The following is a 26,486-nucleotide window of genomic DNA, read 5'->3' as shown; positions in this document are numbered from 1 at the left end:
AATGGATATCCGAGCAATCAATGCGGCCCAGAGTTATGCGGGCGCGCGCCCCGCAACGCAAGCTGACCCAGACCATGCCGGAATGGCCCAGGGGCTGCGGGCAGGGTTTCAGGACTTTGCCGCGACGCTGAAACAGTCCGAGCAGATGTCGCAGGCCGCAATGACCGGGCAGGCCGATCCGCATGCATTGGTGCAGGCGCTGGCGCAGACCGAACTGGCGGTGGAAACAACTGTGATCGTGCGCAACAAGGTGGTCGAGGCTTACCAGGAAATCCTGCGGATGCCGGTCTGACGCAATGCTCAGCGAAGGTCTGTTCTATGACATCGTACGTCAGGCGCTTTGGGTCGCGGTCATCACCTCGGTTCCGATCCTGGCGGTGGCGCTGGTTTCGGGCCTGATCGTTGGCCTGTTCCAGGCGCTGACCTCGGTGCAGGAGATGACGCTGACCTTCGTGCCCAAGCTGATCGCCATCGTCATCGTGTTCTGGATCTCAATGGGCTTCATGACCCAGACGCTGGTCACGTTCTTCGCAGGAACACTGATCCCTTTAATCGCAGAAGGTCGCTGATGGATACCGCCTATGTCACCCTGTCCCGGCAATCGGGTCTGATGAACGAAATGCGCCTGGTGGCGAACAATATCGCCAATGCCAACACCACCGGCTACCGCGCGCAAGGTTTGGTTTTCTCGGAATTCGTACGCGATATGTCCGGAAACCCGTCCCTGTCCATGAGCCGCGCCGAAGTGCGCAATACGTCGCTGCAGCAAGGCGTGCTGACCGAAACCGGAGGGCAGTTCGACTTCGCCATCGAAGGGGATGGGTTCTTTATGGTTGAATCCCCCGCGGGCAACCGTCTGACCCGAGCTGGTGCGTTCTCATCCAACGCGGACGGAGATCTGGTGACAATGGACGGGCACCGTGTGCTGGATAGCAATGGCGCGCCCGTTTTTATCCCGCCGGACGCGGCAACCATTGATGTCGGCAGCGACGGTACGCTGAGTGTCGACGGGCAATTGCTGGGACAAATCGGTGTTTACCGCGTTGCCGATCCCAAAACACTGGTGCGCGAAGGCAGCACGCAGTTTCGGGCCGAGGGCGATATTGAACCAGTCGAAGAACCTGTGGTCGTTCACCGTTTTCTCGAAGGATCGAATGTGAATGCCATCGCCCAGGTCTCGCGCATGGTCGAGATCCAGCGCGCCTATGAATTGGGGCAGAGCTTTCTGGAGGCCGAAGACGAACGTGTGCGCGGTGCGCTCAAGGCGCTGATGCGCTGATTTGTACAAGGAGAATTTGACATGCGGGCTTTAAAAATCGCGGCGACGGGAATGACGGCGCAACAGATGCGAGTCGAGACGATCTCGAACAACCTTGCGAATATGAACACCACGGGTTTCAACGCAAGGCGCGCCGAATTCGCCGATCTGCACTATCAGCAGATGGCACGAGCAGGCGCGGTCAATGCCAATGACGGTACGGTTTTGCCAACAGGTATCCAGTTAGGTCTTGGGGTTCGCCCGGCGGCGGTGACCGTGCAGCTATCGCAGGGTGCTTTGTCAGCCACCGGAAGCGATCTGGACATCGCCATCGAAGGGCGCGGTTATCTGGAAGTGACGCTGCCCAACGGCCAGTCCGGCTATACCCGCGATGGCAGCCTGAAACGATCAGCCGAGGGGCTGATCGTAACATCGGACGGGTTTGCCGTAGCGCCCGAGATCACCATTCCCGACGATGCGCGGTCGATCTCGATTAACCCCGCGGGTGAAGTTTACGCCTATTTCGATGACGCGCCAGAGGGGCAACTGCTGGGAGAGTTCACTTTGGCCAGTTTTTCCAACGCCAAGGGGCTCGAGGCGATTGGCAGCAACCTGTTCAAAGAAACCGAAGCTTCGGGCGCGCCCGTGGTTGGCGCACCCGGAGAGGATGGGATGGGCACGCTGCGGCAGGGCTATCTCGAGGACAGTTCGGTCGATGCGGTGCGCGAGGTTACCGAACTGATTGAGGCACAGCGAGGATATGAAATGAATGCCAAGGTCATATCCGCCGTCGATCAGATGATGGGCGCAACGACGCAGGTGCGGTGATGCGGGCTCTGAGTTTTGTTCTGGCCTTGACGGCTCCGATCCCGGCAATGGCTGAAATTGTGGTGTCGAAACGCACCATTCGGGCCAAGGAAATCATTTCAGCCACTGACCTGGAAACCAAGGTTCAGATGGTTCCAAACGCGGTGAGCAATGTGGACTTTCTTGTTGGGCAAGAGGCGCGCGTCGCCCTCTACCCCGGGCGTCCTATTCGTGAGGGCGATTTCGGTCCGCCTGCAATTGTGGATCGAAACGATCTTGTCGTTCTTGTTTTTGACCGCCGCCCCCTGTCCATCACCGCCGAGGGTCGCGCGTTGGGCCGTGGCGCGGTCGGGGATCGAATCCGGGTCATGAACCTGTCGTCACGCACAACCGTAACCGGACGTATCCGGTCGAACGGCCAGATCGAGGTAAAATGATGTCAGTACTTCCTAAAACTCTGTTGGTTGCCGTTCTCACCTTGTCGGGCTGTGGCCGTGTGGATCACCTTGGCAAACCACCAAGCTTTACGTCCAATGATGAGTCGCCGGAACATGTGGCGATGCTTTGGCCCGGCTTGCCTTTGCATACGCAGCCGGCGCGCAGTGTCGACAAATCCTCGCTTTGGAGCGGTGGTCAGCAGTCTCTGCTGGGAGATCAGCGCGCGATCAAGAAAGGGGACATCATGACGGTCGTGATCGAGCTGGACGAAAAGGCCGAGATATCGAATGACACCAACCGATCCCGTAGCGGCTCGGAAAGTCTTGAGGTGCCGGGGCTGTTTGGCTTACCGCAACGCGCGGCCGAGCACCTGCCAAATGGCGCATCCCTGGACGAAGCCGTGTCGATCGATTCCTCGTCGACCAGCAAAGGCAAAGGATCAGTGAAGCGAAAAGAAAAGCTGACATTGCGGGTGGCCGCGACCGTGATTGATGTTTTGCCAAACGGTGTGCTTTCGATCTCGGGCTCGCAGGAATTGCGCGTCAACTTTGAACTGCGTGAGCTTTTGGTCGCGGGCTATGTGCGCCCTCAGGATATCTCGCGTCAGAATGAGATTACCTACGACAAGATCGCGTCGGCGCGTGTGTCTTACGGTGGTCGCGGTCAGATCACTGACGTTCAGCAGCCCCGTTACGGGCAGCAAATTCTGGATTCCATTCTACCATTCTGAGGGGAGGGAGTGATGAAAATACTGATCCCGGTCGTCCTTCTTTTCGCGGGCTTGGGTGGTGGCATTGCGGCAGGCGTGTTTCTGGCCCCTTCGGACAAAAAGGCAGAAGGTGCCAAAGATATGAACGTCGAGTCAAAACAAGACAAGACTAAGAAGAAAGACCCGAAAGCCACGGCAAAAAAATCCGGCAAAGCGGACAAAAAGGACGGTTTGGGTTCTTATGAGTATCTGAAGCTGACCAAGCAATTCGTGGTTCCGATCGTGGAATCGGATCGGATTGCTGCACTTGTCACCATGTCGCTAAGCCTTGAGGTCACACCTGGAATGGCCGAGCCGTTCTATGCCTCGGAACCCAAACTGCGTGACCGCTTTTTACAGGTACTGTTCGACCACGCCAATACCGGTGGTTTTGACGGGAACTTCACCCGCTCGGATAACCTGGGGGTCTTACGCGAGGCGTTGCTGGATGAGGCGCGCAAGGATTTAGGGGACGATGTTTCAAAGGTTCTGATCATGAGTGTGAACCGTCAGGATACGTGACGGGTCGACCGGCCCTGGTTAGATCACGGGCAAGTCCTTATTGGGTTTTTTGCATAAATTGGAAACCGCCTGCTTGCGCCCGAATGCGACGCGCAGATTCGTAAGGGCTGTCAGCTTTTGTGCTCGTAACCGCGCAAGCTGCATGTTGAGCTGTCTGCGTGCCGCCGATTCCCACCCGTTCCAAAGAACATCCGTTCCGGTAATACGGTAACCTTCCGCAGACGCTGTCTCTTGCCGGGTTTGTTGGACTTGGGCGTCAAGTCGGGCCAATTGTTGTTGTACCCGTGCCTCGGCCTCGAGCAACGGGCGCAGGGATTGGAATTCTCGCTGAAACGCGGCTTCGGTCACTTTTGCCAGATCCTGCAGCTGCTTGCGTTTCATCAGATCTGCTCCTTCGCCCGTTTGCGCATTGCCTCAGCAAACCGGATCGCGGCGGCAACGGGGCGGTAATGTTCTTCCGAGATCTGCTGCCCGATCTCGACCGTGGCATGCAATGCACGTGCTGTTGGCGGATCCGGGTGGATTGGGACGCCGGCCTGCCCGGCGGCCTCGCGAATGGCGGCTGCAACTGAATCCACGCCCTTGGCCACGCAAACAGGTGCCGATCCGGCGGTCCGGGACCATTTCAGCGCGACGGCAAAATGGGTTGGGTTCACGATCACGACATCGGCTTTTGGCACCTCGGCCATCATTTGATTGGTTGCGATATCCTGGGCGCGCTGACGACGTTGCTGTTTTACATGCGGGTCGCCTTCGGCATCTTTGGTCTCATCCTGGATTTCCTTGCGCGACATCCGGTTCTTGCGCATGTGTTCGGCGTATTGCCAGATGTAGTCGACCACACCGATGGTCAGAGCCACCGCAATGACGATGAACATGAACCGAAACAGCAGATTCATCATAAGCATCACTGAAGACTGGGCTTGAGTCGCGCTTGCGGACAGAATCTCGCTGAGGTTGGCCCGCAGGAAAAGCGCCAGGCATGTGCAGTAAATCACCAGTTTTGCAAAGCTCTTGGCAAATTCGAACAAGCCGCTGCGCCCGAATTTGTTCTTGGCATTGGACGGTATCGAAATGCGCGACATCTTGGGTTTCAGCTTGGTGGGCGCAAAAACCAGCGCACGTTGTGAAATCAGGCTGAGCAGGACGGCGGCGGCGGGCAGGCCAAACAGGATCGAAACAGACAATGCAGCCGTCTGCAGCATCCCCCCGACGGGGCTGGACGCCGAACCTGTTGTCAGCAGTTGGCCAAAATCATCTGCCTGATCAATCAACACGACAAACAACGTTCCTATGTTGCGCACCGCGAATTGCCCCGCAGCAAGCATAGCAACCAGCAAACCGACATAGGCCGCCACAACGTTCAGGTCGTTGGACTTGGCGATTTCCCCTTTTTCGCGCGCTTTCTGCAGCTTTTGCGGTGTCGCCTCAAAGGACTTGTCACTGTCGTCGTCCTGACCGCTCATCTTTTGACCTCAAGCGGGTTCACAATGAAGGCGAACAAGGCATCGGACCACACTGACAAGATCAAAGGGATGCCAGCAAACAGCAGAAACAAACCCGCGAAGGTGATCGCGGGGGCACCGACAAAGGCCACCATCAACTGAGGCATCGCCCGGTTTATGACCCCAAGCGCAAGGTTATAGATCAGCGACGCGATGACGAAGGGCATGGCCAGGCTGAACGCTAGACCAAAACTGCGCGCGATGTGTTTCACGCCCCATTGCGACATATCCGGTGCCAGCGGAGCAACGCCCATTGGAAACAGCGTGTAGCTGTGGATCAGAAATTGCGCGATGCGGATGTGCAGGCCTAGCAGAACCGCCAATGTCAGACCTGCGAGTGTCAACAGATATCCCATTGCAGGAACAGGATCGACAGCGGCCCCGCCCAGAATCTGCGACAGAGATGCCGATTGTGCCGCGATGGACCCCGCAGTTTGCAAGGCCAGCACGAACAGGCGCAGTCCAATGCCCAGTGCCAGCCCGACAAGTGTTTCGGAGCCAATCATCCGCGCCAAAGGCAATAACCCTTGCCCGTGGTCAGGCGCTGGAACGGCGGGCGTCACGATCAGTGTAAATGCCGCGGCGATCCCCAGCTTGACGCGGGTTGGAATGCTGCGTTCCCCGAAGGCGGGTAACAGCGATACCAGCGCCGACACGCGCAGGAAGACGGCAAAGAGGTGCCACAGACCATCTGCCAGTTCCGGCAGCAACGCTGGAGGCACAGCGATCATGCGGGTATCGTTCCGACCAATGCGGGTCTGGCCTCGAGCCCGATTTCCTCAAAGGACAGGACCGGATTCGACACCCCCCGCGCCTGCATGATCTTGCGCAGCAATCGACGTCGGCGGGTTGAGGTTACGACTGCCGGGAACACCCCGTGATCGGCGGATTGCGAGACGGTTTCGACGACACCATCTGCCAGTTTGTTGAACAGGTTCGGCGGCAGGGCGACATCCAATCCAGCGTTGGGCGCGTCGATCTGGTACGAGGCAAACGTGTCTTCCCATTCAGGCGCAAGCTGGATCAGCGGAATGGAACCGTCCCCCCGCTTCATGTCGGCAACCAACTGGAATCCCAATCTTTGCCTGACCAACTCGCAAATCCCTTCGGGTTGCGTCGTGGTCAAGCGCGCCTCGGCCACAGTTTCAAGGATCAGGGCCATGTTACGGATCGAGACTTTTTCCTCCAGCAGCAGGCGCAAAACAGAATGTAACGTGTCGATTGGCACCTTGTCCGGGATCAGCTCGTCCAGCAGCTTGCGGTTCGCTTCGGCCCGAACCGGATCGCTAAGCCGTGTCATCTCGGACAGCAGGCGGCGCAGGCATTTCAAAGTCAGCAGCCGCGCGAAGTTCTGTTTGATGATCTCAAGCAGATGTGTCGCCAAAATCTCGGGGGGAGAAACGATGGTCGCGCCGCTCAGCGCCGCGGCTTCCTGATCCTTTGGTAGAATCCAGCGCGCCGGAGCGCCATAAACAGGTTCGGTCACATCATTGCCTTCAGGCAGCATGTCATGGCCGTCCTGCACCAGCGCCAGTACCAGATCAGGGTTGAGAACACCGCGTGCCTGTTCGACCCCCTGTACCTTGATCACATAGGTTCCCAGTGGAAGTTCCGCCCGGTCGGTCAGGCGGATGTCAGGCAGGATCAGTCCAAAGCCTGAGGCGACATATGTGCGCATATTGGCAATTCGTGCGTCCAGCCCGGTGCCAGGGTTGAGAACCATGCTGACAAGATCAGGGGCGAATTCCAGGTGGACGTCGTCCAGATCCAGAATGTCCCCGATGGCCTGCGAGACCGGGGTCTCATCCTGCGTCGAGGGCGCATGTTCCGCGTCGGCCTCGGCCTTCTGTTTGCGGTGCACCGAATAGGCCGCATAGCCCAGAACGCCTGCGCCAAGGATGAAGGGCAAAAAGGGCAGGCCGGGCACCAACGCAAATAACACCATCAGCATCGCCACTGTGCCCAGCGCCGCAGGGTGGCGCCCCAGTTGGGAGAAGATCGCGCTGTCGGTCGCACCCTGGGTTCCGCCCCGCGCCAGCAAAAGTGCCGAAGCGATCGAGATGATCACGGCGGGAATTTGCGAGACCAGTCCGTCGCCAACAGTCAGAATGGCATAGGTCTCAAACGCGGCAGAGATGGGCATTCCCTGCACGATCACGCCCATAATCAGGCCCATCACAAGGTTCAGAAGCGTGATCAACAGCCCGGCAACCGCATCACCTTTGACGAATTTCGAGGCCCCGTCGAGCGAGCCGAAGAACGTGGTTTCCTGTTGTTCACGTTCGCGGCGCTCTTTCGCTTGTTGATGATCAATGGCCCCGGCGGACATGTCGCTGTCGATGGCCAGCTGTTTGCCGGGCATTCCGTCCAGAGCAAATCGCGCGCCGACTTCGGCCATGCGGGCCGCGCCCTTGGTGATGACCATAAAATTCACGATCAGCAGCACACCAAACACGACAAGGCCCAGAAAGATGCTGCCGCCCATGACGAAGTTCGCAAAGCCTTCGATCACATCTCCGGCTGCGTTAGGGCCGGTATGCCCCTGACCGATGATCAGCTTGGTCGAGGACACGTTCAGCGACAGTCGCAGCATCAGCGAGGCCAGCAGGATGGTTGGGAATGACGAAAAATCCAGCGGGCGTTCGATGAACAACGTCAGTGTGAAGATCAGAATCGCCAGCGCGAATGAGGCGGACAGGCCAACATCCAGAACCCATGCGGGCATAGGCAGGATCATCATTACGATGACAGTCATCAACGCCAGCGCCAGCAGCACGGTCGGAGAGAAAAGCGAACGGGCGTCGATCTTGGGCACACAAAGCTCCTAGTTGAACTGTATGAAGGCCGTCGCGGCACCAGCCACCGGTACTAGCGATCCCATCGCGCCAGTGTTGGCAGGCTCTGCCCGACGTGGAATTAATGGATCGGCAGCCCCGGTAAACGGATCGCGCGTCGCAAATGCGTTTGGAGTTTGCTGATCCAACTGAGTCAGAACGGTTTGAAAACGCGCCACATAGGCGTTCGCCAAAGCGGGTGTGCGCGAGTGATAGGCCCCGGCGGCAGCTTTCCACGAGCCCAGCTCGGCATATAGATCTTTCAGAAACCGCGCGGCATATGTGGCGTTTTCATCTGGGTCGAACATGGCGTCGATCGAGCGGAACGCCTTGCCGTGCCAACGGTAATTGATCTGGAAGCACCCGATATCAAAGCTGCGTTTGCCTGCTTTGAAGATGTCGAACACATATGATTTTGCCTCGAACTCTGAGGTGAACCAAATGCCCTTTCCTTCAACATTGATCGTCCAGGGCCAGGGTTGCAGTGCCCCGTCAGCTGTGCGGCCCGTTTCAACGCGGACAATGGCGCGCATGACATCTTGTGGCACACCTTCGGACCGGGCGGCGCGCTGGGCGGCGTGGTCGCAGATGCGGGCTGTTCGGGTGTTGGGCATGGCAAAACCCTGCGGCGCAGCCAACAGCGTCACCAAGGTCAGTCCTAAGATCGTTCGATATGGCATTCTGCCGGTCCGGGATTCTGATCAGTCCGGGCCAAGCTAGCTGTGTCAGGGTTTACAGAGGGTTATCGGCCGCTCAGTTTCGGTCGATCCGGCGGCCGAACACGACACTGGTGTTGGTTCGCAAAACCCCGGGGATCTTTGCCAATTCGTCGACCAGAATGTCCAGATCCTCGATCCTGGGGGCTTCGGCGGACAGCAGCAGGTCGAATTCCCCATTGATCGACAGGCAGAGTTTGACCTCGGGATAAGTTTCCAGCCGCTTGATAATACGTTTGGTCTCTTTTTGCTGAACCTCAAGCAAGACAACGACCTGAACGCGCGGGGCGTCTTCGGGCTCGCTCAGAACCACCGAATACCCGGCAATCACGCCGCGTTCTTCCATCCGTTGGATGCGTTCATGCACGGTGGTCCGGGCCACACCGAGTTTCGCCGCGATCTTAGTCGTAGATTCGCGGGCGTTGTGCTGCAGGGCTGTGATGATGCGGCGGTCAAGCTGATCCATAGGGCCAAGGTGTAGTGCAAATACCTTGGGATGCTCAAGGTTTGTCAGCGTGTTCGCCCGACGTGATTTTCTGCCTGGAGCGCGGCCAGATCAGAAGCGCAACACCAAGCCCCAAAAGGGCCGCCACAGTCATCCAGATCAATGTCTGTTCGGTTCCTTTGGTGGTCATCAGCCACCCGGCCATCGGGTACAGTACCAGCCAGCAGGCATGGGACAGGGTGAACTGCGCGGCGAAAACTGCTGGTCGGTCTTCCGGGCGGGCCGTGCGTGTCAGCAGACGGCCGGAGGGTGTCAGAGTGGCTGAATAGCCAAAGCCAGCACCTGCCCATAACACTGCGAGCCCCCACAAAGTCATCTGGGTCGAGGCGAACAACCCCGCTGCAACGGCCATCGTAAGTGTCCCGAATGCTGCACCAGCCAGCATAACGCTGCGATCCTCGTAGTTGTTCAGAAGAGACGGCAGGATGAAGGCCGCCACCATCGAGCCGCCCCCATACCCGGCCAATGCTACGGCCACAGCGCTTTCCGACAGCCCAAGATCAGCGCGCACGATTACGACAGTGTTGACGATAACCATCGCGCTGACTGACGCGGCCGTCCAGGTCAACGCCAGCAAGCCGCGCAACCGTGTCGTACCAAGGTATAGGCGGATGCCACGGGTCGTCCGGTCGTAAATCCCCCTCCGTTTCGTCGGTTTGGGCCAAGGCAGGGCGACCGACACGACAAGGATTGCCGATGCAATGAACCCAAAGCTTGTGCCCCAGAACAGGCTGTCGAAGCTCATGATCAACAACAGCGCTGCAGCCAGAGCGGGACTGAGCAGGCTTTCGAGGTCATAGGCCAGCCGGGACAGCGAGAGGGCTTTGGTATAGTCCTGCTCATCTGTCAGAACATCCGGGATCGTTGCCTGAAAGGCAGGGGTGAAACCGGCAGAGGCCGATTGCAGCAGGAAGATCAACACATAGATCTGCCAGATCTCGGTTACGAACGGCAGACAAAGCGCAACGGCCGCACGCACCAGATCTAGCACCACCAACATTTTGCGTCGGTCCAGCCGCTCCGCAAACGCAGCGGCGAGCGGGGCGACAACCACGTAGGCCACCATCTTGATGGTCAGGGCGGTTCCCAGAACCATACCTGCCGCGTCACCGGCCAAATCAAAGGCGAGCAACCCCAAGGCAACCGTCGCCAGCCCGGTTCCCATCAACGCGACCACCTGAGCCGCCAGTAAATGCCGATAGACACGGTTCTTCAGGACGCTCAGCATCGGTCAGAGGTACTTTGTGATGGTTTTGAAGTCTTCCACGTCCGGGTCTTTGGCTGCGGTGGTTGGCGACAGGCAATGATCAATATGATCGTGGATCAAGGCCCGTTTGGCGTTGGTAATCGCCTTTTCAACCGCAAAAAGCTGCTGTGCGATGTCGGTGCAGGGCTCTTGATCTTCGAGCATGGATATGACCCTGGCCAAATGTCCGTGCGCCCGTTTCAAACGCGCATGGATCTGCGGGTGCGACTCGTGTTTGTGCTGTGTCATGTAATAACCCTATCCCCCCCATAGGGATATCGTCAACGTATCGTACGGGTCCCTGCCGCCCCGTTATGGATGGCGTTGAGTTTAGGGACCAAACCTCCTATCTCGGGGACGATACCGGACAAAGGACAAGCCCCGTGGCAAATCATCTTTACAAAAACGACCTGCCGGACGGGTTGGATATGGGCCCTGTTGTGGCCATCGACTGCGAGACCATGGGTCTGAATCCGCATCGGGACCGGCTGTGCGTGATCCAGATGTCAGGCGGCGACGGAAACAGCCACATCGTCCAGGTCGAAAAGGGGCAGACCGAGGCCCCGAACCTGTGTGCGATGCTGGAAAACCCCGACGTGCTGAAACTGTTCCACTTTGGGCGTTTCGATATCGCTGCGATGTACCACGCGTTTGGCGCGCTGGCGGCTCCGGTCTATTGCACCAAGATCGCCAGCCGGTTGGTGCGAACCTATACGGATCGCCACGGGCTGAAGAACCTGTGTCAGGAGTTGATCGGTGTCGATATCTCCAAACAGCAACAAATGAGCGACTGGGGCGCCGAAGCCCTGACAAATGCGCAGCTGGATTATGCGGCTTCGGACGTACTGTACCTGCATCAGCTGCGCGAGGCGTTGGACGGGCGCTTGGCCCGCGAAGGCCGCACCGAAATGGCGCAGGCCTGTTTTGAATTCCTGCCGATGCGTGCGAAACTGGACCTCGCCGGTTGGCCCGAAACGGATATTTTTGCGCACTCATGACCGATACCGAAGCATTCCTGAGAACCGCACGTCAGGTCATCACCGACGAAGCCCGCGCGTTGGACGTGCTGGCCGAAAGCCTGAATGAAGATTTTGCTGATGCTGTGCAGATGATCCTGCAGGCTCCGGGCCGCATCATCATCAGCGGTATCGGCAAATCGGGTCATATTGGCCACAAGATTGCCGCCACGCTGGCCAGCACCGGCACGCCGGCCTATTTCGTACACCCTGCCGAGGCCAGCCATGGCGATCTGGGCATGGTGTCGAAAGGCGATGTGGTTCTGGCCATCTCAAACTCGGGCGAAGCGCCGGAACTGGTCAATCTGCTGGCCTTTACCCGCCGCTTTGGCATTCCGTTGATCGGCTTGTCCAGCAAACCGGAAAGCACGCTAATGACGCAGGCGGATGTGCATCTGCTGATCCCGTCGCTGGGCGAGGCTTGCGGTTTTGGCATGGTGCCCTCGATCTCGACCACTTTGACCTTGGCGATGGGGGACGCGCTGGCCATTGCGTTGATGAAGTACCGTGATTTCAAGCCCGAGGACTTCCGCGCCTTCCACCCCGGCGGCAAGCTGGGCGCGCAGCTTTCAAAGGTGCGGGATTTGATGCACGCCGATCTGCCAGTTGTGTCTGAGGGTACCCCAATGAGCGAGGCGCTGCTGGTCATGAGCCAGAAAAGCTTTGGCGTTGTCGGCGTGACGGATGAGACGGGCCGCCTGATTGGCATCGTGACTGACGGCGATTTGCGCCGGAATATGGACGGCCTTCTGGACAAGACCACCAAAGAGGTCATGACCACCAATCCGCTGACCATTTCCCCGAATGCAATGGCGGAAGAGGCGGTGGCGATCATGAACGACCGCAAGATCACTTCGCTGTTCGTGGTAGACCCCGAGACACAGGGCCCAGCCGAGGGGCTGTTGCATATCCACGACTGCCTGCGCGTCGGATTGGGCTAAGCGGAGGGTAGTGCGGTGGACGGACACTCACGCAGGGTACAGTTCTTCAAGGTGGTGCTGCCACTGGTGGCTATCGCTATGCTGTCGACCGTGTTCCTACTGTCGCGCAGCATCGAAACCAATGTGTCCGTGCCCTTCAACCAGCAGGATATCGATGAACGTTTGGCGGATCAGGTGGTGACGCAGCCCAACTACCAAGGAACAACCCGCAAGGGTGAAGACGTTCAAATCGAGGCAAGCCGGGCAACGCAGGGTACTGAGGGCGAAGCGCCAACAGCGGCCGAGTTTCGGGGTCGTTTTGGCCTGCTGAATGGCGGCGTGATCACTTTGGATTCCAACTCTGGCATGATCCGTCCGGACAAGAATACGGCTACCTTTGTCGGGGATGTGGTTATAACAACAACGGACGGCATCGTCGTCACAACGGATCTGTTGAACACCGCGCTGGACGAAATTCAGGGCGACACGCCCGGTCAGGTCGACGGAACCGGTATTATTGGTGATTTTACTGCGGGCAGAATGACTTTTGGGACTGAAAAAAAAGATGGACCGGTCCATATTATTTTTACAGATGGCGTGAAGTTGGTGTATGAGCCTCAAAAAGCAGAAAGATAACCTGTGTTCTATTTTCGATTAGCCCTTGTAAGCGCTGCTCTGGTAACTGGTGCGATCTCTGCGACAGCGCAGGAAACTCAGGTTGCTTTCGGTTCGGCCAATGCCGACCCAAGCCTGCCGGTCGAGGTAACCTCGGAAAAGCTGAACGTAAATCAGGAAGACGGCTCGGCCGAGTTTCTGGGGAACGTGATCGTCATTCAGGGCGAAATGCGTCTGACGGCGGAACGCGTGCTAGTCATTTATAACGAAGACCGTTCAGGCATCGAACGGATGGAAGCGACCGAAGATGTGATTCTGGTCAGCCCTCCGGATGCGGCCGAAGGCGACTGGGCGGAATACACCATCGATTCAGGTGAGATCGTCATGAAGGGCAACGTTCTACTGTTGCAGGGTCCAAGCACGATCAGCGGCGACCAGATGAACGCCAACCTGACCACCGGCAAAGCGACGATGACCGGCAACGTGAAGACCATCCTGCAGCAGGGGGCCAACTGATGGCTCAGCCAAACCTGACGGTAGCCGAAGGCGCGTCTGGCCTGAAAATCGAAAAACTTCGCAAGTCGTACCGAAAAAAGACGGTGATACGCGACGTTTCCATGACCTTGGGTCGATCCGAGGTGGTGGCGCTGTTGGGTCCGAACGGGTCAGGCAAGACCACCACATTCTACTCGGTCGCGGGACTTGTGTTTCCTGAGGCCGGCACTGTTACGATTGACGGTCAGGTTGTCACAACGCTGCCTATGTATCGCCGTGCGCGACTTGGGATCGGATATCTGCCGCAAGAGATGTCGATTTTCCGTGGCATGAGTGTCGAGGACAATATCGCCGCCGTTCTGGATATTACCGTCAACCATGCTCACCGCCGAAAGGAGCGGCTGGAAGAACTGTTGTCCGATTTCTCGATCGAACACCTGCGCCGCGCACCCGCGCTGGCCTTGTCGGGCGGTGAACGCCGCAGGGTCGAGATCGCGCGCTGTTTGGCAGCAGACCCGAAATATCTGTTGTTGGATGAACCCTTTGCAGGTGTCGACCCGATCAGCGTCGGGGATATTCGCCATCTGGTTGCGGACCTGAAAAAGCGTGGAATCGGCGTGTTGATCACCGATCACAACGTGCGCGAAACACTAGAGATCGTGGATCGTGCCTACATCCTGCATGACGGTCAGGTCCTGATGTCCGGCACACCCGACGAAGTGGTGGAAAACGAAAACGTGCGCCGGGTCTACCTGGGCGAAAACTTCCGTATTTCATAAGCTTGCGCAGATTTTCGCCAGGCGCATGGCGGAAATCACGTATATACACGCCTGTTTTGATTGACTCTCCCGCCGTCTCTTGCCTCAATTGGACTATGGCATTTCTTCGGTTCCCGACTGGATCACGACGTCCCTTCCTGGAAGGGGGGCCGGTGCGGTTACCGCAGGATTTGCCGATGTCCCCCACCCGATAAAAACAAGCGCGTCGCATTACGTGACGTCAGAAATGGGTGTGAATTGTGAAGGAGATCACATGCGTTACCAAATCAGCGGAAAACAGATCGACATCGGTGCGGCCCTGCAGACTCATGTGCAGACCGAACTGGGCGAGGTCGTGGGCAAATATGCCCAACGTCCGACAGATGCCAACGTCGTCTTTTCCCGTTCAGCGCATGAATATGTATGCGAAACCACAGTGCATCTTTCCACTGGTCTGACCGCTCAGGCCAAGGCACACGCAACCGAGATTTACGCGGCGTTTGAGGGATGCTGCGACAAGATGGAAACGCAACTGCGCCGTTATAAGCGCCGACTGAAAGACCACCACAAGGATCGGTCCGAGCCTGTTGAACTCTTCGGAGCGTCGTCTTATATCCTCGCCTCTGACGAATCGGAGACGGCTGACGAGCCCGATACTCTGCAGCCCATGATCGTGGCTGAGATGGAAACCAAGATCCCATCGCTGAGTGTTGGAGAGGCGGTCATGCAGATGGAACTTGCCGGTGCGCCGGTGTTGGTGTTCCGGAACGAAAACAAGGACGGATTGAATGTCGTGTACCGTCGCGAAGATGGTAATATCGGCTGGATTGATCCGTAACAGGCAAGACTAGCAAGGCACGCCCCTGCAATTGCAGGGGCCCCGCCGTGGAGCGTGATGATGGAGCTTTCGAGCATATTAAAGCCCGAAGCAGTACGTGTGTTGTCCGCCGCTTCTAGTAAGAAGCGGTTGTTTCAGGAAATTGGAGATGTTGCCGCCGGAACTTTGCATCTGGATGCGCAGACTGTCGTCGATTGCTTGTTGGAGCGCGAAAGCCTTGGACCGACCGGGGTTGGACACGGTGTCGCCTTGCCACACGCTCGGCTGACAGATCTGGACTCTGTTTCGGGTGTGTTTGTAATGCTTGAAAAACCGATTGATTTTGGATCGGTCGACCGGCAGCCGGTGGACATCGCTTTTGCACTGTTTGCGCCGGAAGAGGCGGGTGTCGATCACCTTAAGGCGCTTGCGCTGGTGTCACGTACACTGCGTGATACGTCTGTTTGCACAAAGCTGCGGGCCAACCCTGATCCGGTCAAGCTTTACGCGATTCTGACCGAAGCGCAGTCCATGCAGGCCGCCTGACCTTGCTGAAATAAAAAAGCCCCCGAAAGGTGGGGGCTTTTTTCTTCGAGGCGGCTTTTGGTTACCCGCCTGCTCCCATTTCCAGCGTCCACCAGATTTTCCCGCCACTTTCCTGATGCCAAGAAAAGCCCATTTGTGAGGCTTTCGGGTCCATGATCACGGCTCGGGGGCCAGGTTCCTGCATCCAGGCGGCCAAGGTTTCGGTTTCGGTCTCATAGGTTTCCGAAATCGCCTCACCCAGGAAAGTTCCGTAATAACCAACGCGTTGCGCGCGATCTATGGGCGACGATCCGTCCGAACCGAAGTGCCATGGGCGGTTCTGGCGCGCCATGTCCTTAGAGTGGGTCGCGGCCGCGGCATTCAGCTGCGAGTTCAGCTGCACCGCCTGTAAACCCTGAGCCTGGCGCAAGGCATTTACCGAATCCAGCATACGGAACTGGAGCTTTTCGGGGTTGCCGCGGATTTTGTAGACCGACGGCAGTGGACGGCCATCCGATCCGTAAGTTGGGGTGCTGCTTGGGGTACATGCAGCCAGCGCAACAAAGCAAAGAAACAGTAATGTGATAATACGCGTCATGATCGACCTGATTATTGTGTCGACATACGGCATAGCGCGCCATGCAGCCTTCGGCAAACCTGCAATGGCTGATTCTTGCATGTTTCTGCCGGTTTGATTTGCGATTGACGCATTCTGGCAATAAAATACGTGAAAATTTCAGGACAACTTTCGCAAAGGACCGGTCACTATGGTCAAGAAACCCATTCATTCATCTAGCCGCCGAGCATTTCTGGCCGGCGCTTCGGCCTTGTTGGCATCGCCGGCGATTGCCCAGTACGTTCCTGGTGACCCACTGCGCCCAGCCCCCGAGGCCGAGCCAGACGTGCGTCGCAATGTCTCGGGGTTCCGCGCCCTGGATTGGCAGCCTTATTTCTCGAATACGAGAAATGGGGCCATTCTGGTCGATACGGTGTCCCGAGCGCTGCATTATTGGTCAGATGATCAATCTGTATACAAACTCTACCCCTCATCCGTTCCGCTGACCGAAGAATTGACCCGCCGGGGCCGCACCAGCGTCATCCGCAAAGTTGAGGGTCCCAGTTGGTCGCCGACACCTTCTATGAAGAAACGAAATCCCGAATGGCCGGACCATATTCCACCGGGCCCTGATAACCCATTGGGAACACATGCTTTATACCTGAGTTGGAAATACTACCGGATTCACGGAACGCATGACACGCGCAAAATCGGTCGCCGGTCGTCGAACGGATGCATCGGCCTGTTCAACGAAGATATCGCTGAACTGTTCTCGATGGCGAAGGTCGGCACGCAAGTGTTGCTAATATGACGACATTTTCGCGCACGAACCCGCTTGTGGCTCAAGTTGCAATTGCATTCCAGCCATATAGCTGATTAGAAAAAAACCACGAGGTAAGTCTTAGGTGTGCGGATCCGATTGATGGAGCCGTGCAAACTCTGGAGGTTAATATGAAAAAACTCGTTCTCGCCGCTGCATTTACTGCTGCTGCTTCGACCGCTTATGCCGGTAACCTGGAAGAGCCGGTTGTTGAAGCACCGGTTGTTGTAGAGGAAACTCAGGGTTCGTCGCAGGGTATCATCCTGCCGCTGGTCCTGCTGGTCGTAGTTGCCGCAGCTGTTGCAGCAAGCTAATTTGACGAGCTAAATCTAGAGAAAAGGCGGTGGAGTGATCCACCGCCTTTTTTCATATTTATTTGGTGGGAATCGGTCAGTCGAGCCAGCCCTTTAGATTGTCTTCGATTACCTTGCCCAGTGCGCCAATGTGCGAATCATCGTCATTGAGGCAGGGGATATAGGTAAAGGTCTGACCGCCAGCCTCTTCAAAGCTTTCCTTGATCTCTTCGTTGATCTCTTCAAGCGTCTCGATGCAATCGGCGGAAAACGCGGGCGCTATCACGGCGATGTTCTTCTTTCCCTGCCGCGCCAGATCAGCCACGTGATCCACGGTATAGGGTTTCAGCCATTCCTCGGGACCGAATCGCGATTGGAAGGTTGAGACCAGCTGATCGTCCGACCAGCCCAGCCGTTCCTTCAGCAATCGGCTCGTTTTCGCGCATTGGCAATGATAGGGGTCGCCCTGCTGCAAATAGCGCTCTGGCATGCCGTGATAAGAACAAACCAAGATATCCGGTTTGGTCTCCAGCGCGGAATAGGCTTTTTCCACTGACCCGGCCAAAGCGTCGATATAAGCAGGCTCGTCGAAGTAGGCTGAAACGGTGCGAGACGCAGGTTGCCAGGCTTCGTCCATCAGCGCGCGGAAGAACTGATCATTGGCTGTTGCAGTCGTCGCGCCCGCATATTGCGGGTAGAGCGGGAAGAATAGGATGCGGTCGCAGCCTGCGGCAACCATCTCACGCACTTTGGATTTGGTCGAAGGGTTACCATAGCGCATGCAGAAATCGACCATCACCTGATCGCCATAACGTTCCTGCATTGCGTCTCGCAACTTGGCTGTCTGGTCCTTGGTGATCGTCATAAGCGGGCTTTCGCCCTTGTCGTGGTTCCAGATCGACTTGTAGGCCTCACCCGAGCTGAACGGGCGCTTGGACAGGATGATGCCTTGCAGAATCGGCTGCCACTTCCACTTGGGATAGTCGATTACGCGCTGGTCCGACAAAAACTCATTCAGATACCGGCGCATCGGCCAATAGCTGTAGTCATCCGGCGTACCGAGATTGGCCAGCAGAATGCCGACGCGGCCCATTTTGACCTTTGGATGGTCTGCGGCGGCATGATCGGGGCGAGTGGCGTCAAACATCTGTTGCTTCCTGAGATTTCTCTGTACTGGCCTGAGATAACCGGAAAAGCCCGGTCGTCAATTGGACAGTTTACCTTCTTTTGTGCCCAGCGCATCCGCAAGCCGGGCTTTGGCTGATCCGGGGCGCAATGGTTTCTGTTGGCTGTCATCGGGAGACCAGCCGGTCAGGCAGATCAATTCATAGGTGGCGGCCAACCGCCCCCCGGGCGTTGAGAAGTTGTCGGCATAGACCTGCTGTGCGCGCGTAAAAACCTGTCGCTTGGTGGGTTGTTTCATGCGCCCGGACAGGCTGTTGGTCTCACCCATGGCGCGCAGGTCATGCATCAGGTGCAGTATGTCGCGGTATTCCGCCGTCAGGCGCGCGGTGTCGGCGACCGGCAGCGCAAACCCCGCCCGTTGCAGCAACCCGCCAAGATCGCGCAGCTCGGCCATCGGGACGATACGGGGGCTGAGGCCTCCGGTCACTTCGATTTCGGCCTGTCCCAGTGCGGCGCGCAGCTCGTGCAGTGTTTCACCGCCCAGACACACAACCAACAGCAACCCGTCGGGGCGCAGAGCACGGCGACATTGGATCAGTTGCCCAACAGGATCATTGGCCCAATGCAGCGCCATGGCGTGGATGACCAAATCATGCGCACCGGGGGTCAGATCCAGAACCTCATCATCCGCAACGATCCGCGTCCCGGGCAGCACGTCCTGCCAGATATGAGCAAATGGCGTCACGATCGCCGGGGCCGTAAAGGTTTTGTTAACCATGGAGAGCCGATCCTGCACTTCGTCCACAGCGGCACGATGCAGGAACAGGGCCTCATCCTTCGCGCGGGCGCGGTGCTGGGTAAGGACCTGGCGATCAAACAAAGAGGGTGTATTGGACTCAGGCAGTTTCATAGGGCGCAATTATCGCATGTGGCACCGGATTCAAACCGCTGTCGCGCTGATCTATCCGCCGCGCTGTCTGGGATGCGGGGACCTGACCGAATCGGATTTCGGGCTGTGTGGGCCCTGCTGGCGCGAGACGCTCTTTATCGGTGGAGTTGTTTGCGAAAGCTGCGGGGTGCCGCTACCGGGGGTTTCAGACGGTCACCGGATTGAGTGCGACGATTGCTTGGCTGCGCCGCGCCCCTGGCAAGATGGGCGTTCGGCCCTTTTGTACGATGGCAAAGCGCGGTCGCTGGTGCTGGCCTTGAAACATGGTGACAGGCCCGAACTGGCGCGCCCCGCCGCACGCTGGCTGGCGCGGGCCGGGCAAGAGATGTTCCGCGAAGGGATGCTGCTTGCGCCGGTGCCTTTACACTGGTCCCGGTTGTTGAAACGCCGGTACAACCAGTCCGCCCTACTGGCGCAGCACCTTGGGAAAGAGGCAGGGCTTGAGGTGTGCCCGGACCTTTTGCTTCGCCACCGAAAGACGCCTGTTCTGGATGGCAAAACAGCGGCAGAGCGGGCTGAAGTCCTTAAAAGCGCGATCATCGCCCATCCAAAGCGGCAAGACCGCTTGCGGGGCCGCGATATCCTGCTGGTGGATGATGTGATGACGTCCGGCGCAACACTGGCGGCTTGCGCGCGTGTCTGCCTTGCATCCGGAGCAAATCATATTTCCGTGTTGACCCTAGCGCGCGTTGCCAAGGATGCCTAATTCGCCCAAGATTATGCGAAACGCGAAGGTACGGAATATGAAACCGGTAGAAATCTACACCTCGCCGCTCTGCGGCTTTTGTCACGCGGCCAAACGCTTGCTGAAACAGAAAGGCGTCGAATTCAAGGAAGTCGACGTGCTGATGCACCCCAAGCGCAAGCCCGAGATGATCCAGCGCGCCGGTGGCAAACGAACCGTGCCACAAATCTTTATCGGTGCGCAGCACGTGGGCGGCTGTGACGAACTGTATGAGTTGGAGCGTCAGGGCAAGCTGGATCGCCTGCTCGCAGCTTGATGAAGACCGCGCTGCTGCAAATCACCTCGTCGGACGATCCGGTCGAAAACCTGGACAGGGTGCGCGCCATGATGGCCGAGGCTGCGGCACAAGGCGCGCGGTTCATCCTGACGCCTGAGGTGACGAACTGCGTGTCCACCAGCACAACGCGGCAGCGCGAGGTTCTGCAGCACGAAGAAGACGACCAGACGTTGGCGGGCCTGCGGGATCAGGCCGCCGCGCTGGGTGTCTGGCTGATGATCGGGTCTTTAGCGATCAAGACCCATGACGCGGACGGGCGGTTTGCCAACCGATCCTTCATGATTGACCCGCAGGGGCAGATCGTGGCGCGGTATGACAAGATTCACATGTTTGACGTGCAGGTTACCGAAACCGAGACCTTCCGCGAATCGAAAAACTACCGGCCCGGCGACAAGGCGGTGATTGCCGACACCGATTTTGGCAAGGTTGGCATGACGGTGTGTTACGACATCCGGTTCCCGGCGCTTTACGCGGCGCTGGCGCAGGCGGGTGCACGTATCCTGACGGTTCCGGCGGCGTTTTCGCCGGTGACCGGGGCTGCGCACTGGGAATCGCTGCTGCGTGCGCGGGCGATCGAGACCGGCTGTTGGGTGCTGGCCCCGGCGCAAACCGGCGAACATCCGAAAACCCGAGGAAAAACGCGCCATACCTATGGCCACAGCATGGTAATTGCCCCTTGGGGAGAGGTTGTCATCGACGCAGGGACCGATCCGGGCATTCACATTTTCGATTTGCGTGATAGTTCTGTGTCTGAGGCGCGCCGACGGGTGCCCTCACTTACTCACACCCGTCGCTTTGACGGACCCTGATCCAGAACCGGACCATGACTGACGAACACAATGCCCTTGCGGTCACGCTGTTCAGCGAAATCCTGACCGCCGATCAGCTGTTGCGCAACCGGCTTAGCCGAGTGCTGCCCAAGGGCATGGAGATTTCGCATTTCTCGGTGCTGAACCATCTGGTGTTCGTCGGAGATGAGCGCAGCCCGGCCCAACTGGCGGACACATTCCACGTGACCCGAGGGGCGATGACCAACACTTTGGCCAAGCTGGAATGGGCCGGATACATCCACATCCGCCCCGACTGGGACGACGCCCGCCGCAAGATGGTGGCGATCAGCCCGGCTGGCCGGAGAGCGCGCGATCAGGCGATTGCGTCGATCGCCCCACTGATCAACCGCGTGGTCGGAGAACTGGGGCTGGAGCGGGTCCGCAGCACGCTGCCCGTGCTGCGGGATTTGAGGTTGCAGTTGGAGGGGGAGTAGGAAGGTCATGCGTTGGTTTAGGAAGCGACGGAAATCCAGTGTGCTTTCAGAGAACGTGACTTCGCCAACCTCCGCTAACGAAGATCAACAAAATCGATCTCACCTGAAGACTTCAAAACCGAGTGGCGCAATCTGGGTTAGCGATGTTTACCAAAGACATGAGCTCAGCATTGGTTTTGTCACTGAACCAATGTGAAACAAGATCACTTCGATCAAGTTTCGCGACGAAGATGTCGAAATCGCTAAGAAACATAGTGACGGAAATAAGAAGAATGCCCGTGGCGAGCATGTCGACTCAGAAGCAGTGCCGAATGAACTCTATTGGAACCTAAGCGAGGCACCACCGAGCACTATACTTCCGGTGTTCAGTGCAGGGCACCCAATGTTACGTGCGGATGTTGCGGAGATTTTTGAGCACTATGATTTGGGCCAGGCACGCCTGCAAAAAACGCAACTTTTTGGTAATGATACAGAGGCCCCGCCTGATGGTGTGGCATATGCTCTAATTTTCAAGAATCAAGGTCATGCAATCGATATTGCAAAGAGCGATGTTGTGCATGTGTGGCCTGGGCGCGAGGTGTTTAAGCCTAAGCCTAAGCCTAAGCCTAAGCCTAAGCCTGATGCCTCACTTGCTGATTGCCTTGTGCCGGATACCAGATCGGTAAATGGTCCAGCAGTCTGGATTGATCCCAATATGTTCAGGTATTTTTTCCTTAGTGACGCACTTGGCAGCGAGCTAACAGCTGCTGGTTTTGGCCCTGCTTTTGGACTGACCCGTTTAGAGTTTTAAGAAATCGTAGGATGGGTGCTTGTACCCATCGCGTCTGTATTGTCGTTGGAATAATGGCTGCAAGCACCCATCCTACCCCGGTTTCACACTCGCCGTCACATAATTCACGCTCAGATCTCGGTCCGAGATCGACCAGCTCCACAGGATCGGGTTGAATACGAACCCTTTGCGATCCACCGGTTCCAGTCCAGCCTGACGCAGCAGGTCGAACAACTCATCCGGGGTGATGAACTTGTTCCACTCATGCGTGCCGCGCGGCAGCCAGCGCATGACGACCTCGGCCCCGAAAATGGCCATCGCATAAGATTTCGGGTTGCGGTTGATCGTGGAACAGATCAGCAAACCGCCGGGTTTCAGCAAGTCTTGCGATGCGGTCAGAAAACCAAGGGGGTCGGCCACATGCTCAACCACCTCCATGTTCAGCACCACGTCGAACTGTTCGCCTGCAGCGGCCATGTCCTCGGCAGTGGTGTGGCGGTAGTCGATCTCAAGCCCGGATTGTTCCGCGTGGATGCGCGCGACGGGCAGGTTGCCTTCGGCGGCATCCGCTCCGACCACTTCGGCCCCAAGGCGGGCCATCGGTTCGCTCAGCAGCCCGCCGCCGCAGCCGATATCCAGCAAACGCAGGCCCTCGAACGGCTTTGCGGCCTTCAAATCGCGATCGAATTCGCCCGCGATCTGCTGTGTGATATAATCCAGCCGACAGGGATTCAGCATGTGCAAAGGTTTGAATTTTCCGTGAGGATCCCACCATTCTGCGGCCATCGCTTCGAATTTTGCGATCTCAGAAGGGTCAACCGTGTTCGGATGCGCTTGCATTCCTGTCTCCGTATGCTCTTTTACGCTTAAGGACTATATAGGGCCATAATGGACAAGTACCCGGACCAAAAGCGCGCAGTTCAATATCTGTACCCGCCGATCGATCCTTTCGATCAGCGTATGGTCGATGTGGGCGACGGACACCGTATCTATATGGAACAATGCGGCAATCCCAACGGCATTCCGGTGGTGATTCTGCACGGAGGCCCGGGCGGTGGCTGCAGCCCCGCGATGCGGCGCTATTTTGATCCGGACGTCTATCGGGTGATTCTGTTTGATCAGCGTGGATGTGGACGGTCACGCCCGCATGCCTCGGTCACGGATAACACCACATGGCATCTGGTGGACGATATCGAACGTCTGCGAACTCTGCTGGATATCGACGACTGGATTGTCTTTGGCGGCAGCTGGGGGGCAACGCTTGCGCTGGTCTATGCGCAGTCCCACCCGGATCGGGTCAATCGCCTGGTGCTGCGCGGTGTGTTCCTAGCGACGCAGGCCGAGTTGGATTGGTTTTACGGCGGCGGCGCGGGAAAGTTTTGGCCCGAGCAATGGGCGAAGTTCACCGCTCTTCTTTCCGACAATGAGCTGAGTGACACCATAGGCGCATTTAACAAGCGCCTGTTCTCGGGGGATCGCGCGACCGAGATCCTGTATGCCCGGGCCTGGTCCAGTTGGGAAAATGCGCTGGCCTCAATCCATTCACATGGCGCAACCGGGGAAAGCCCCGGAGAATACGCGCGCGCCTTTGCGCGGCTTGAGAATCACTATTTCATCAACCGCGCGTTCCTTGAACGGGACGGGCAGATTCTGGACCAGATGGACAGAATCGCACATATCCCCGGCCATATCGTGCAGGGTCGGTATGACATGATCTGTCCGCCTCAGGCCGCGTGGAACCTTGCCCAGCAGTGGCCCAATGGCGAGCTGAAGATGGTGCGTCAGGCCGGGCATGCGCTGTCCGAACCCGGAATTAGCGCGGAATTGGTTCGCATCATGGACCGCGTGGCGGAGGGCGCATTATGACACGCATCGACCGTCGCGCTTTGTTTGCGTCTGGTGCTGCTGCCGCCTTGTTGGCGGCGACGGGCGCTTCGCTGGCGGATACGCCCAAAGTGGGTGGTACGCTGCGCCTTGCCGTGCCCCGCGATGACAGTTTGGAGCAGGTGGCCCGTGGGGCCGTGTTCGACACCCTGACCGAGATTGCACCTGACGGCACCCTGCGCGGAGAGCTTGCGACCGGTTGGCAAACTGATTCCCAAGCCCGCATCTGGAGCTTTGATCTGCGCGAGAACGCTCGTTTTCACGATGGTGCAGTCCTTGATGTAAGGGATGTGATGGCGGTTCTGGGCGATGTCGGGCAGGTCGACGCCTTGTCAGATAATCGCGTGCGTCTGGAGTTGGCTCAGGCCAACCCGGGTCTACCCTTCCTTTTGGCCGACAGCAGGTTCGTTATTACGCGCAACGGGCAAGGTGTCACGCCCTTGCAGGCGGCGAACGGCACCGGATGCTACCGAGTTGAACGGGCGGAGGATGATCGTCATTTCCTTGGGCGCCGTGTGGCGGGCCACTACAAGGATGGATTGGCTGGCTGGGCCGAAACCCTGGAAGTTATCGTGATTCCCGACGCTCGCGTGCGTACCGAGGCGTTGCGAGACGGCTTTGTGGATATCGCGGCACTGCCGCAGGGCGAAGGGTTCAGCCCGCACCGCGGATTGCGCTTTTTTCCAAGCGAATCCGATATGGCGCTGGCTGTAGCAGGGCATGTCGGCATGCCCCGTCAGATCGGAACGGATCGCCCCCTGGATGATGGCCGCGTTGCCGAGCGTTGGTGGTTGATTTAAACGCCGAAAATTCGCCTGACTTCTACTTTGTGCAAAATTTTGCTATTGTACGCGCTGTATTAGCTTAGTTGTTTCGAAAATGGGAGAATTCCCATGAGGGTTGAAAGCTTAAAGAATATATCAATATCCATTTTGTCCGTAGCATTGGCGGTTGTTGCGGTGTTTGCCCTGAAATCAGGTAAAGACGTTACCGTAAAAGTCAGCAAAAACGGGACGATAGAGCTGGATGCCCGCGAAGGGCAGTCGCTGACTCAGTTGCTGGACAAGGGTTTTGAGGCCGTAGAGGCGAACCCCGAAGATAGTGCAGAGACGACAGCGCGGAAACTGTCCGATATGCGGGCTCTGACCCGCACGCTGAAGTCGCATGGTTACTATGCGTTGAACGATTCGGATCTGGTTCACGAGATTAGAGGGCTGGAAAAGGAGGATCCCCTGTCGGCCGGGCTGCGCGACGTGCTGTATGATCTGGAAGGTCCGTTTTCGCTGCCCGGAACACTGCGTGGGGCGGACTCAAGGATGTGGCAGGCCATCGCTGATCTGTACGAGGGTATAAAGTCGGAACCGCGTGGTGACAGCCAGCTATTTGCGACGCTTTACACCAACTTCATTCAGCAAGAGACCGTGTTCAGCCCCTTCAAGCACGAGGTAACGGCCGAGGGTGTGTTATTGCATGACGCAAACGGAAACGAAAAACCGATGGTGTACACCTGCCCTGACAGTTTTTTGAAACCGGGGATTACCGTCCTGATCAAACCGACCGGCGGGTCATCCAATATCATGCGTCAGTTCACGGTGCGGCAAGATCCTGTTTTTCATGCCTGTGCCGCGCGGACACCGTTCGAGTTTTTGTCGGGTTCGGAAATGAAGCTGGGGCTGAACCGGGTGGCCTTTGATCAACTCTTCCCACCGCGGACGGCGAATGCCGAGCAGTTTCAGGGCAGGGGCACTCTTTCGGTGATTATCTACCCACGCAACACGCAGCCTGCGCTTTTTGCATCTTCGGCGGAATAGGAGCTTTCCATGAATAAACTTGCTGTTCTCGCTGCCACTATTGCACTTGTGACCGTCGCTCTGTCAGGCGTGGCACATGCCCAGGGACGTCAATGCCTGTTTGACGGCGAAGTCTACGAAGACGGGGACCGCGTTGGTCCTTACCTGTGTGAAAATGGCGAGTGGATTCTGTCAGACTGATATTGTGATTGCCCATCCGGGCGCTTGGGCTTGCAATCTTGCAGTCGCTTGGCTATATGGCCGTTAACAGCGGCGCGTCGGGCTTCGG

The 26,486-nt window shown here is 57.7% G+C and carries 37 protein-coding genes; 25 read left to right on the top strand and 12 right to left on the bottom strand.

Annotation, left to right across the window (positions count from 1 at the left end; all coding sequences use genetic code 11):
• The first annotated feature begins 1 nt into the window (after position 1).
• The 7 genes from fliE to AC2FFH_RS18825 are packed head-to-tail and all read left to right on the top strand — an operon-like array spanning position 2 to position 3,773.
• Positions 2–292 (top strand): flagellar hook-basal body complex protein FliE, encoded by a 291-nt coding sequence (gene fliE / locus AC2FFH_RS18855; RefSeq protein ID WP_496845075.1) that lies wholly within the window; start codon positions 2–4, stop codon positions 290–292.
• Between the two features lie 4 nt (positions 293–296).
• Positions 297–569 carry a flagellar biosynthetic protein FliQ gene (locus AC2FFH_RS18850; RefSeq protein WP_496769616.1) on the top strand — a complete coding sequence of 91 codons (273 nt, stop codon included), beginning with the start codon at positions 297–299 and terminating at the stop codon, positions 567–569.
• A complete protein-coding gene (locus AC2FFH_RS18845; protein ID WP_496769618.1) occupies positions 569–1,279 on the top strand; it encodes a flagellar hook-basal body complex protein in 711 nt (236 codons plus the stop codon). Before AC2FFH_RS18850 ends, AC2FFH_RS18845 begins: the two co-directional genes overlap by 1 nt.
• A 21-nt stretch (positions 1,280–1,300) precedes the next feature.
• Positions 1,301–2,086: a flagellar basal-body rod protein FlgG gene (flgG, locus tag AC2FFH_RS18840; RefSeq protein WP_496769620.1), complete on the top strand. Its 786-nt coding sequence runs from the start codon at positions 1,301–1,303 to the stop codon at positions 2,084–2,086.
• Positions 2,086–2,502 (top strand): flagellar basal body P-ring formation chaperone FlgA, encoded by a 417-nt coding sequence (gene flgA, locus AC2FFH_RS18835; RefSeq protein WP_496845074.1) that lies wholly within the window; start codon positions 2,086–2,088, stop codon positions 2,500–2,502. Before flgG ends, flgA begins: the two co-directional genes overlap by 1 nt.
• On the top strand, positions 2,502–3,233 hold the full coding sequence (gene flgH / locus AC2FFH_RS18830; RefSeq protein WP_496769625.1) for a flagellar basal body L-ring protein FlgH: 732 nt from the start codon (positions 2,502–2,504) through the stop codon (positions 3,231–3,233). Before flgA ends, flgH begins: the two co-directional genes overlap by 1 nt.
• A 12-nt stretch (positions 3,234–3,245) precedes the next feature.
• Positions 3,246–3,773, top strand: a complete 528-nt coding sequence (locus AC2FFH_RS18825) for a flagellar basal body-associated protein FliL (protein WP_496845073.1) — start codon at positions 3,246–3,248, stop codon at positions 3,771–3,773.
• Between the two features lie 18 nt (positions 3,774–3,791).
• On the opposite strand, the gene AC2FFH_RS18820 is transcribed toward AC2FFH_RS18825, so the two are convergent.
• The 8 genes from AC2FFH_RS18820 to AC2FFH_RS18785 all read right to left on the bottom strand — a co-directional run bounded on the left by AC2FFH_RS18820 (position 3,792) and on the right by AC2FFH_RS18785 (position 10,828).
• Positions 3,792–4,154, bottom strand: a complete 363-nt coding sequence (locus AC2FFH_RS18820) for a hypothetical protein (RefSeq protein ID WP_496779921.1) — start codon at positions 4,152–4,154, stop codon at positions 3,792–3,794.
• On the bottom strand, positions 4,154–5,239 hold the full coding sequence (flhB, locus tag AC2FFH_RS18815) for a flagellar type III secretion system protein FlhB (protein WP_496779923.1): 1,086 nt from the start codon (positions 5,237–5,239) through the stop codon (positions 4,154–4,156). Before flhB ends, AC2FFH_RS18820 begins: the two co-directional genes overlap by 1 nt.
• Complete coding sequence (locus tag AC2FFH_RS18810) at positions 5,236–6,009, bottom strand: flagellar biosynthetic protein FliR (RefSeq protein ID WP_496726690.1); 774 nt, start codon at positions 6,007–6,009, stop codon at positions 5,236–5,238. Before AC2FFH_RS18810 ends, flhB begins: the two co-directional genes overlap by 4 nt.
• A complete protein-coding gene (gene flhA, locus AC2FFH_RS18805; RefSeq protein WP_496845072.1) occupies positions 6,006–8,093 on the bottom strand; it encodes a flagellar biosynthesis protein FlhA in 2,088 nt (695 codons plus the stop codon). Before flhA ends, AC2FFH_RS18810 begins: the two co-directional genes overlap by 4 nt.
• 9 nt (positions 8,094–8,102) lie before the next feature.
• The gene (locus AC2FFH_RS18800) at positions 8,103–8,792 is read right to left on the bottom strand and encodes a lytic transglycosylase domain-containing protein (protein WP_496845071.1); all 690 of its coding nucleotides are present in this window, start codon (positions 8,790–8,792) and stop codon (positions 8,103–8,105) included.
• A 73-nt stretch (positions 8,793–8,865) separates the two neighbouring features.
• A complete protein-coding gene (locus tag AC2FFH_RS18795; RefSeq protein WP_109311283.1) occupies positions 8,866–9,294 on the bottom strand; it encodes an Lrp/AsnC family transcriptional regulator in 429 nt (142 codons plus the stop codon).
• A 34-nt stretch (positions 9,295–9,328) separates the two neighbouring features.
• Entirely contained in the window at positions 9,329–10,561 is a 1,233-nt protein-coding gene (locus tag AC2FFH_RS18790) for an MFS transporter (protein ID WP_496845070.1), read from the bottom strand.
• 3 nt (positions 10,562–10,564) lie between these two features.
• Positions 10,565–10,828 carry a metal-sensing transcriptional repressor gene (locus tag AC2FFH_RS18785; protein WP_496769641.1) on the bottom strand — a complete coding sequence of 88 codons (264 nt, stop codon included), beginning with the start codon at positions 10,826–10,828 and terminating at the stop codon, positions 10,565–10,567.
• A gap of 134 nt (positions 10,829–10,962) precedes the next feature.
• On the opposite strand from AC2FFH_RS18785, the gene AC2FFH_RS18780 reads away from it, so the two are divergent.
• From AC2FFH_RS18780 to AC2FFH_RS18750, 7 genes are all read left to right on the top strand, one after another.
• Positions 10,963–11,577, top strand: a complete 615-nt coding sequence (locus AC2FFH_RS18780; RefSeq protein WP_496726685.1) for a ribonuclease D — start codon at positions 10,963–10,965, stop codon at positions 11,575–11,577.
• Positions 11,574–12,536 (top strand): KpsF/GutQ family sugar-phosphate isomerase, encoded by a 963-nt coding sequence (locus tag AC2FFH_RS18775; protein WP_496779932.1) that lies wholly within the window; start codon positions 11,574–11,576, stop codon positions 12,534–12,536. The genes AC2FFH_RS18780 and AC2FFH_RS18775 overlap by 4 nt, the downstream gene beginning before the upstream one ends.
• 15 nt (positions 12,537–12,551) lie before the next feature.
• Positions 12,552–13,151 carry an LPS export ABC transporter periplasmic protein LptC gene (lptC, locus tag AC2FFH_RS18770; RefSeq protein WP_058272998.1) on the top strand — a complete coding sequence of 200 codons (600 nt, stop codon included), beginning with the start codon at positions 12,552–12,554 and terminating at the stop codon, positions 13,149–13,151.
• A 3-nt stretch (positions 13,152–13,154) separates the two neighbouring features.
• The gene (locus tag AC2FFH_RS18765) at positions 13,155–13,646 is read left to right on the top strand and encodes an LptA/OstA family protein (RefSeq protein WP_058272997.1); all 492 of its coding nucleotides are present in this window, start codon (positions 13,155–13,157) and stop codon (positions 13,644–13,646) included.
• Positions 13,646–14,404, top strand: coding sequence for an LPS export ABC transporter ATP-binding protein (gene lptB / locus AC2FFH_RS18760; RefSeq protein ID WP_058272996.1), 759 nt, complete (start codon positions 13,646–13,648; stop codon positions 14,402–14,404). Before AC2FFH_RS18765 ends, lptB begins: the two co-directional genes overlap by 1 nt.
• 253 nt (positions 14,405–14,657) lie before the next feature.
• A complete protein-coding gene (gene hpf / locus AC2FFH_RS18755; protein WP_058273067.1) occupies positions 14,658–15,221 on the top strand; it encodes a ribosome hibernation-promoting factor, HPF/YfiA family in 564 nt (187 codons plus the stop codon).
• Between the two features lie 60 nt (positions 15,222–15,281).
• Entirely contained in the window at positions 15,282–15,746 is a 465-nt protein-coding gene (locus AC2FFH_RS18750; RefSeq protein ID WP_058273066.1) for a PTS sugar transporter subunit IIA, read from the top strand.
• A gap of 61 nt (positions 15,747–15,807) precedes the next feature.
• On the opposite strand, the gene dalA is transcribed toward AC2FFH_RS18750, so the two are convergent.
• Positions 15,808–16,323 carry a divisome-associated lipoprotein DalA gene (gene dalA, locus AC2FFH_RS18745; RefSeq protein WP_058276578.1) on the bottom strand — a complete coding sequence of 172 codons (516 nt, stop codon included), beginning with the start codon at positions 16,321–16,323 and terminating at the stop codon, positions 15,808–15,810.
• A gap of 169 nt (positions 16,324–16,492) precedes the next feature.
• On the opposite strand from dalA, the gene AC2FFH_RS18740 reads away from it, so the two are divergent.
• A complete protein-coding gene (locus AC2FFH_RS18740; protein ID WP_496736884.1) occupies positions 16,493–17,092 on the top strand; it encodes a L,D-transpeptidase in 600 nt (199 codons plus the stop codon).
• A 140-nt stretch (positions 17,093–17,232) separates the two neighbouring features.
• Positions 17,233–17,415: a hypothetical protein gene (locus tag AC2FFH_RS18735; RefSeq protein WP_496726682.1), complete on the top strand. Its 183-nt coding sequence runs from the start codon at positions 17,233–17,235 to the stop codon at positions 17,413–17,415.
• Between the two features lie 76 nt (positions 17,416–17,491).
• On the opposite strand, the gene hemH is transcribed toward AC2FFH_RS18735, so the two are convergent.
• Together hemH and AC2FFH_RS18725 are read right to left on the bottom strand one after the other, a co-directional pair.
• Positions 17,492–18,541 carry a ferrochelatase gene (gene hemH / locus AC2FFH_RS18730; protein ID WP_496769646.1) on the bottom strand — a complete coding sequence of 350 codons (1,050 nt, stop codon included), beginning with the start codon at positions 18,539–18,541 and terminating at the stop codon, positions 17,492–17,494.
• A gap of 57 nt (positions 18,542–18,598) precedes the next feature.
• Positions 18,599–19,429 carry a methyltransferase domain-containing protein gene (locus AC2FFH_RS18725; RefSeq protein ID WP_496769648.1) on the bottom strand — a complete coding sequence of 277 codons (831 nt, stop codon included), beginning with the start codon at positions 19,427–19,429 and terminating at the stop codon, positions 18,599–18,601.
• Between the two features lie 16 nt (positions 19,430–19,445).
• Between AC2FFH_RS18725 and AC2FFH_RS18720 the strand changes: the two genes are divergently transcribed.
• From AC2FFH_RS18720 to AC2FFH_RS18700, 5 genes are all read left to right on the top strand, one after another.
• Positions 19,446–20,174: a ComF family protein gene (locus AC2FFH_RS18720; RefSeq protein ID WP_496769650.1), complete on the top strand. Its 729-nt coding sequence runs from the start codon at positions 19,446–19,448 to the stop codon at positions 20,172–20,174.
• 37 nt (positions 20,175–20,211) lie between these two features.
• Positions 20,212–20,469, top strand: coding sequence for a glutaredoxin 3 (gene grxC, locus AC2FFH_RS18715; RefSeq protein WP_108861637.1), 258 nt, complete (start codon positions 20,212–20,214; stop codon positions 20,467–20,469).
• Positions 20,469–21,299 (top strand): carbon-nitrogen hydrolase family protein, encoded by an 831-nt coding sequence (locus AC2FFH_RS18710; RefSeq protein ID WP_496726679.1) that lies wholly within the window; start codon positions 20,469–20,471, stop codon positions 21,297–21,299. Before grxC ends, AC2FFH_RS18710 begins: the two co-directional genes overlap by 1 nt.
• A 14-nt stretch (positions 21,300–21,313) precedes the next feature.
• Positions 21,314–21,754: a MarR family winged helix-turn-helix transcriptional regulator gene (locus AC2FFH_RS18705; RefSeq protein ID WP_496726678.1), complete on the top strand. Its 441-nt coding sequence runs from the start codon at positions 21,314–21,316 to the stop codon at positions 21,752–21,754.
• Positions 21,755–22,136: 382 nt separating this feature from the next.
• Entirely contained in the window at positions 22,137–22,544 is a 408-nt protein-coding gene (locus tag AC2FFH_RS18700; protein ID WP_496845069.1) for a hypothetical protein, read from the top strand.
• 72 nt (positions 22,545–22,616) lie between these two features.
• Here the strand turns inward: AC2FFH_RS18700 and ubiG are convergent, their stop codons facing one another.
• On the bottom strand, positions 22,617–23,363 hold the full coding sequence (ubiG, locus tag AC2FFH_RS18695; protein ID WP_496769658.1) for a bifunctional 2-polyprenyl-6-hydroxyphenol methylase/3-demethylubiquinol 3-O-methyltransferase UbiG: 747 nt from the start codon (positions 23,361–23,363) through the stop codon (positions 22,617–22,619).
• A gap of 48 nt (positions 23,364–23,411) precedes the next feature.
• On the opposite strand from ubiG, the gene pip reads away from it, so the two are divergent.
• The 4 genes from pip to AC2FFH_RS18675 all read left to right on the top strand — a co-directional run bounded on the left by pip (position 23,412) and on the right by AC2FFH_RS18675 (position 26,398).
• A complete protein-coding gene (gene pip / locus AC2FFH_RS18690; protein WP_496769661.1) occupies positions 23,412–24,389 on the top strand; it encodes a prolyl aminopeptidase in 978 nt (325 codons plus the stop codon).
• Positions 24,386–25,207: an ABC transporter substrate-binding protein gene (locus AC2FFH_RS18685; RefSeq protein ID WP_472722370.1), complete on the top strand. Its 822-nt coding sequence runs from the start codon at positions 24,386–24,388 to the stop codon at positions 25,205–25,207. Before pip ends, AC2FFH_RS18685 begins: the two co-directional genes overlap by 4 nt.
• Positions 25,208–25,339: 132 nt before the next feature.
• Entirely contained in the window at positions 25,340–26,218 is an 879-nt protein-coding gene (locus tag AC2FFH_RS18680; RefSeq protein ID WP_496845068.1) for a hypothetical protein, read from the top strand.
• Positions 26,219–26,227: 9 nt separating this feature from the next.
• Entirely contained in the window at positions 26,228–26,398 is a 171-nt protein-coding gene (locus tag AC2FFH_RS18675; RefSeq protein WP_496726673.1) for a hypothetical protein, read from the top strand.
• Positions 26,399–26,486: the final 88 nt, after the last annotated feature.

It is taken from the genome of Ruegeria sp. YTSC003, from assembly GCF_059609785.1.
The sequence above is the reverse complement of the archived record's forward strand: the minus strand, read 5'-3'. Positions and strand labels throughout refer to the sequence as shown.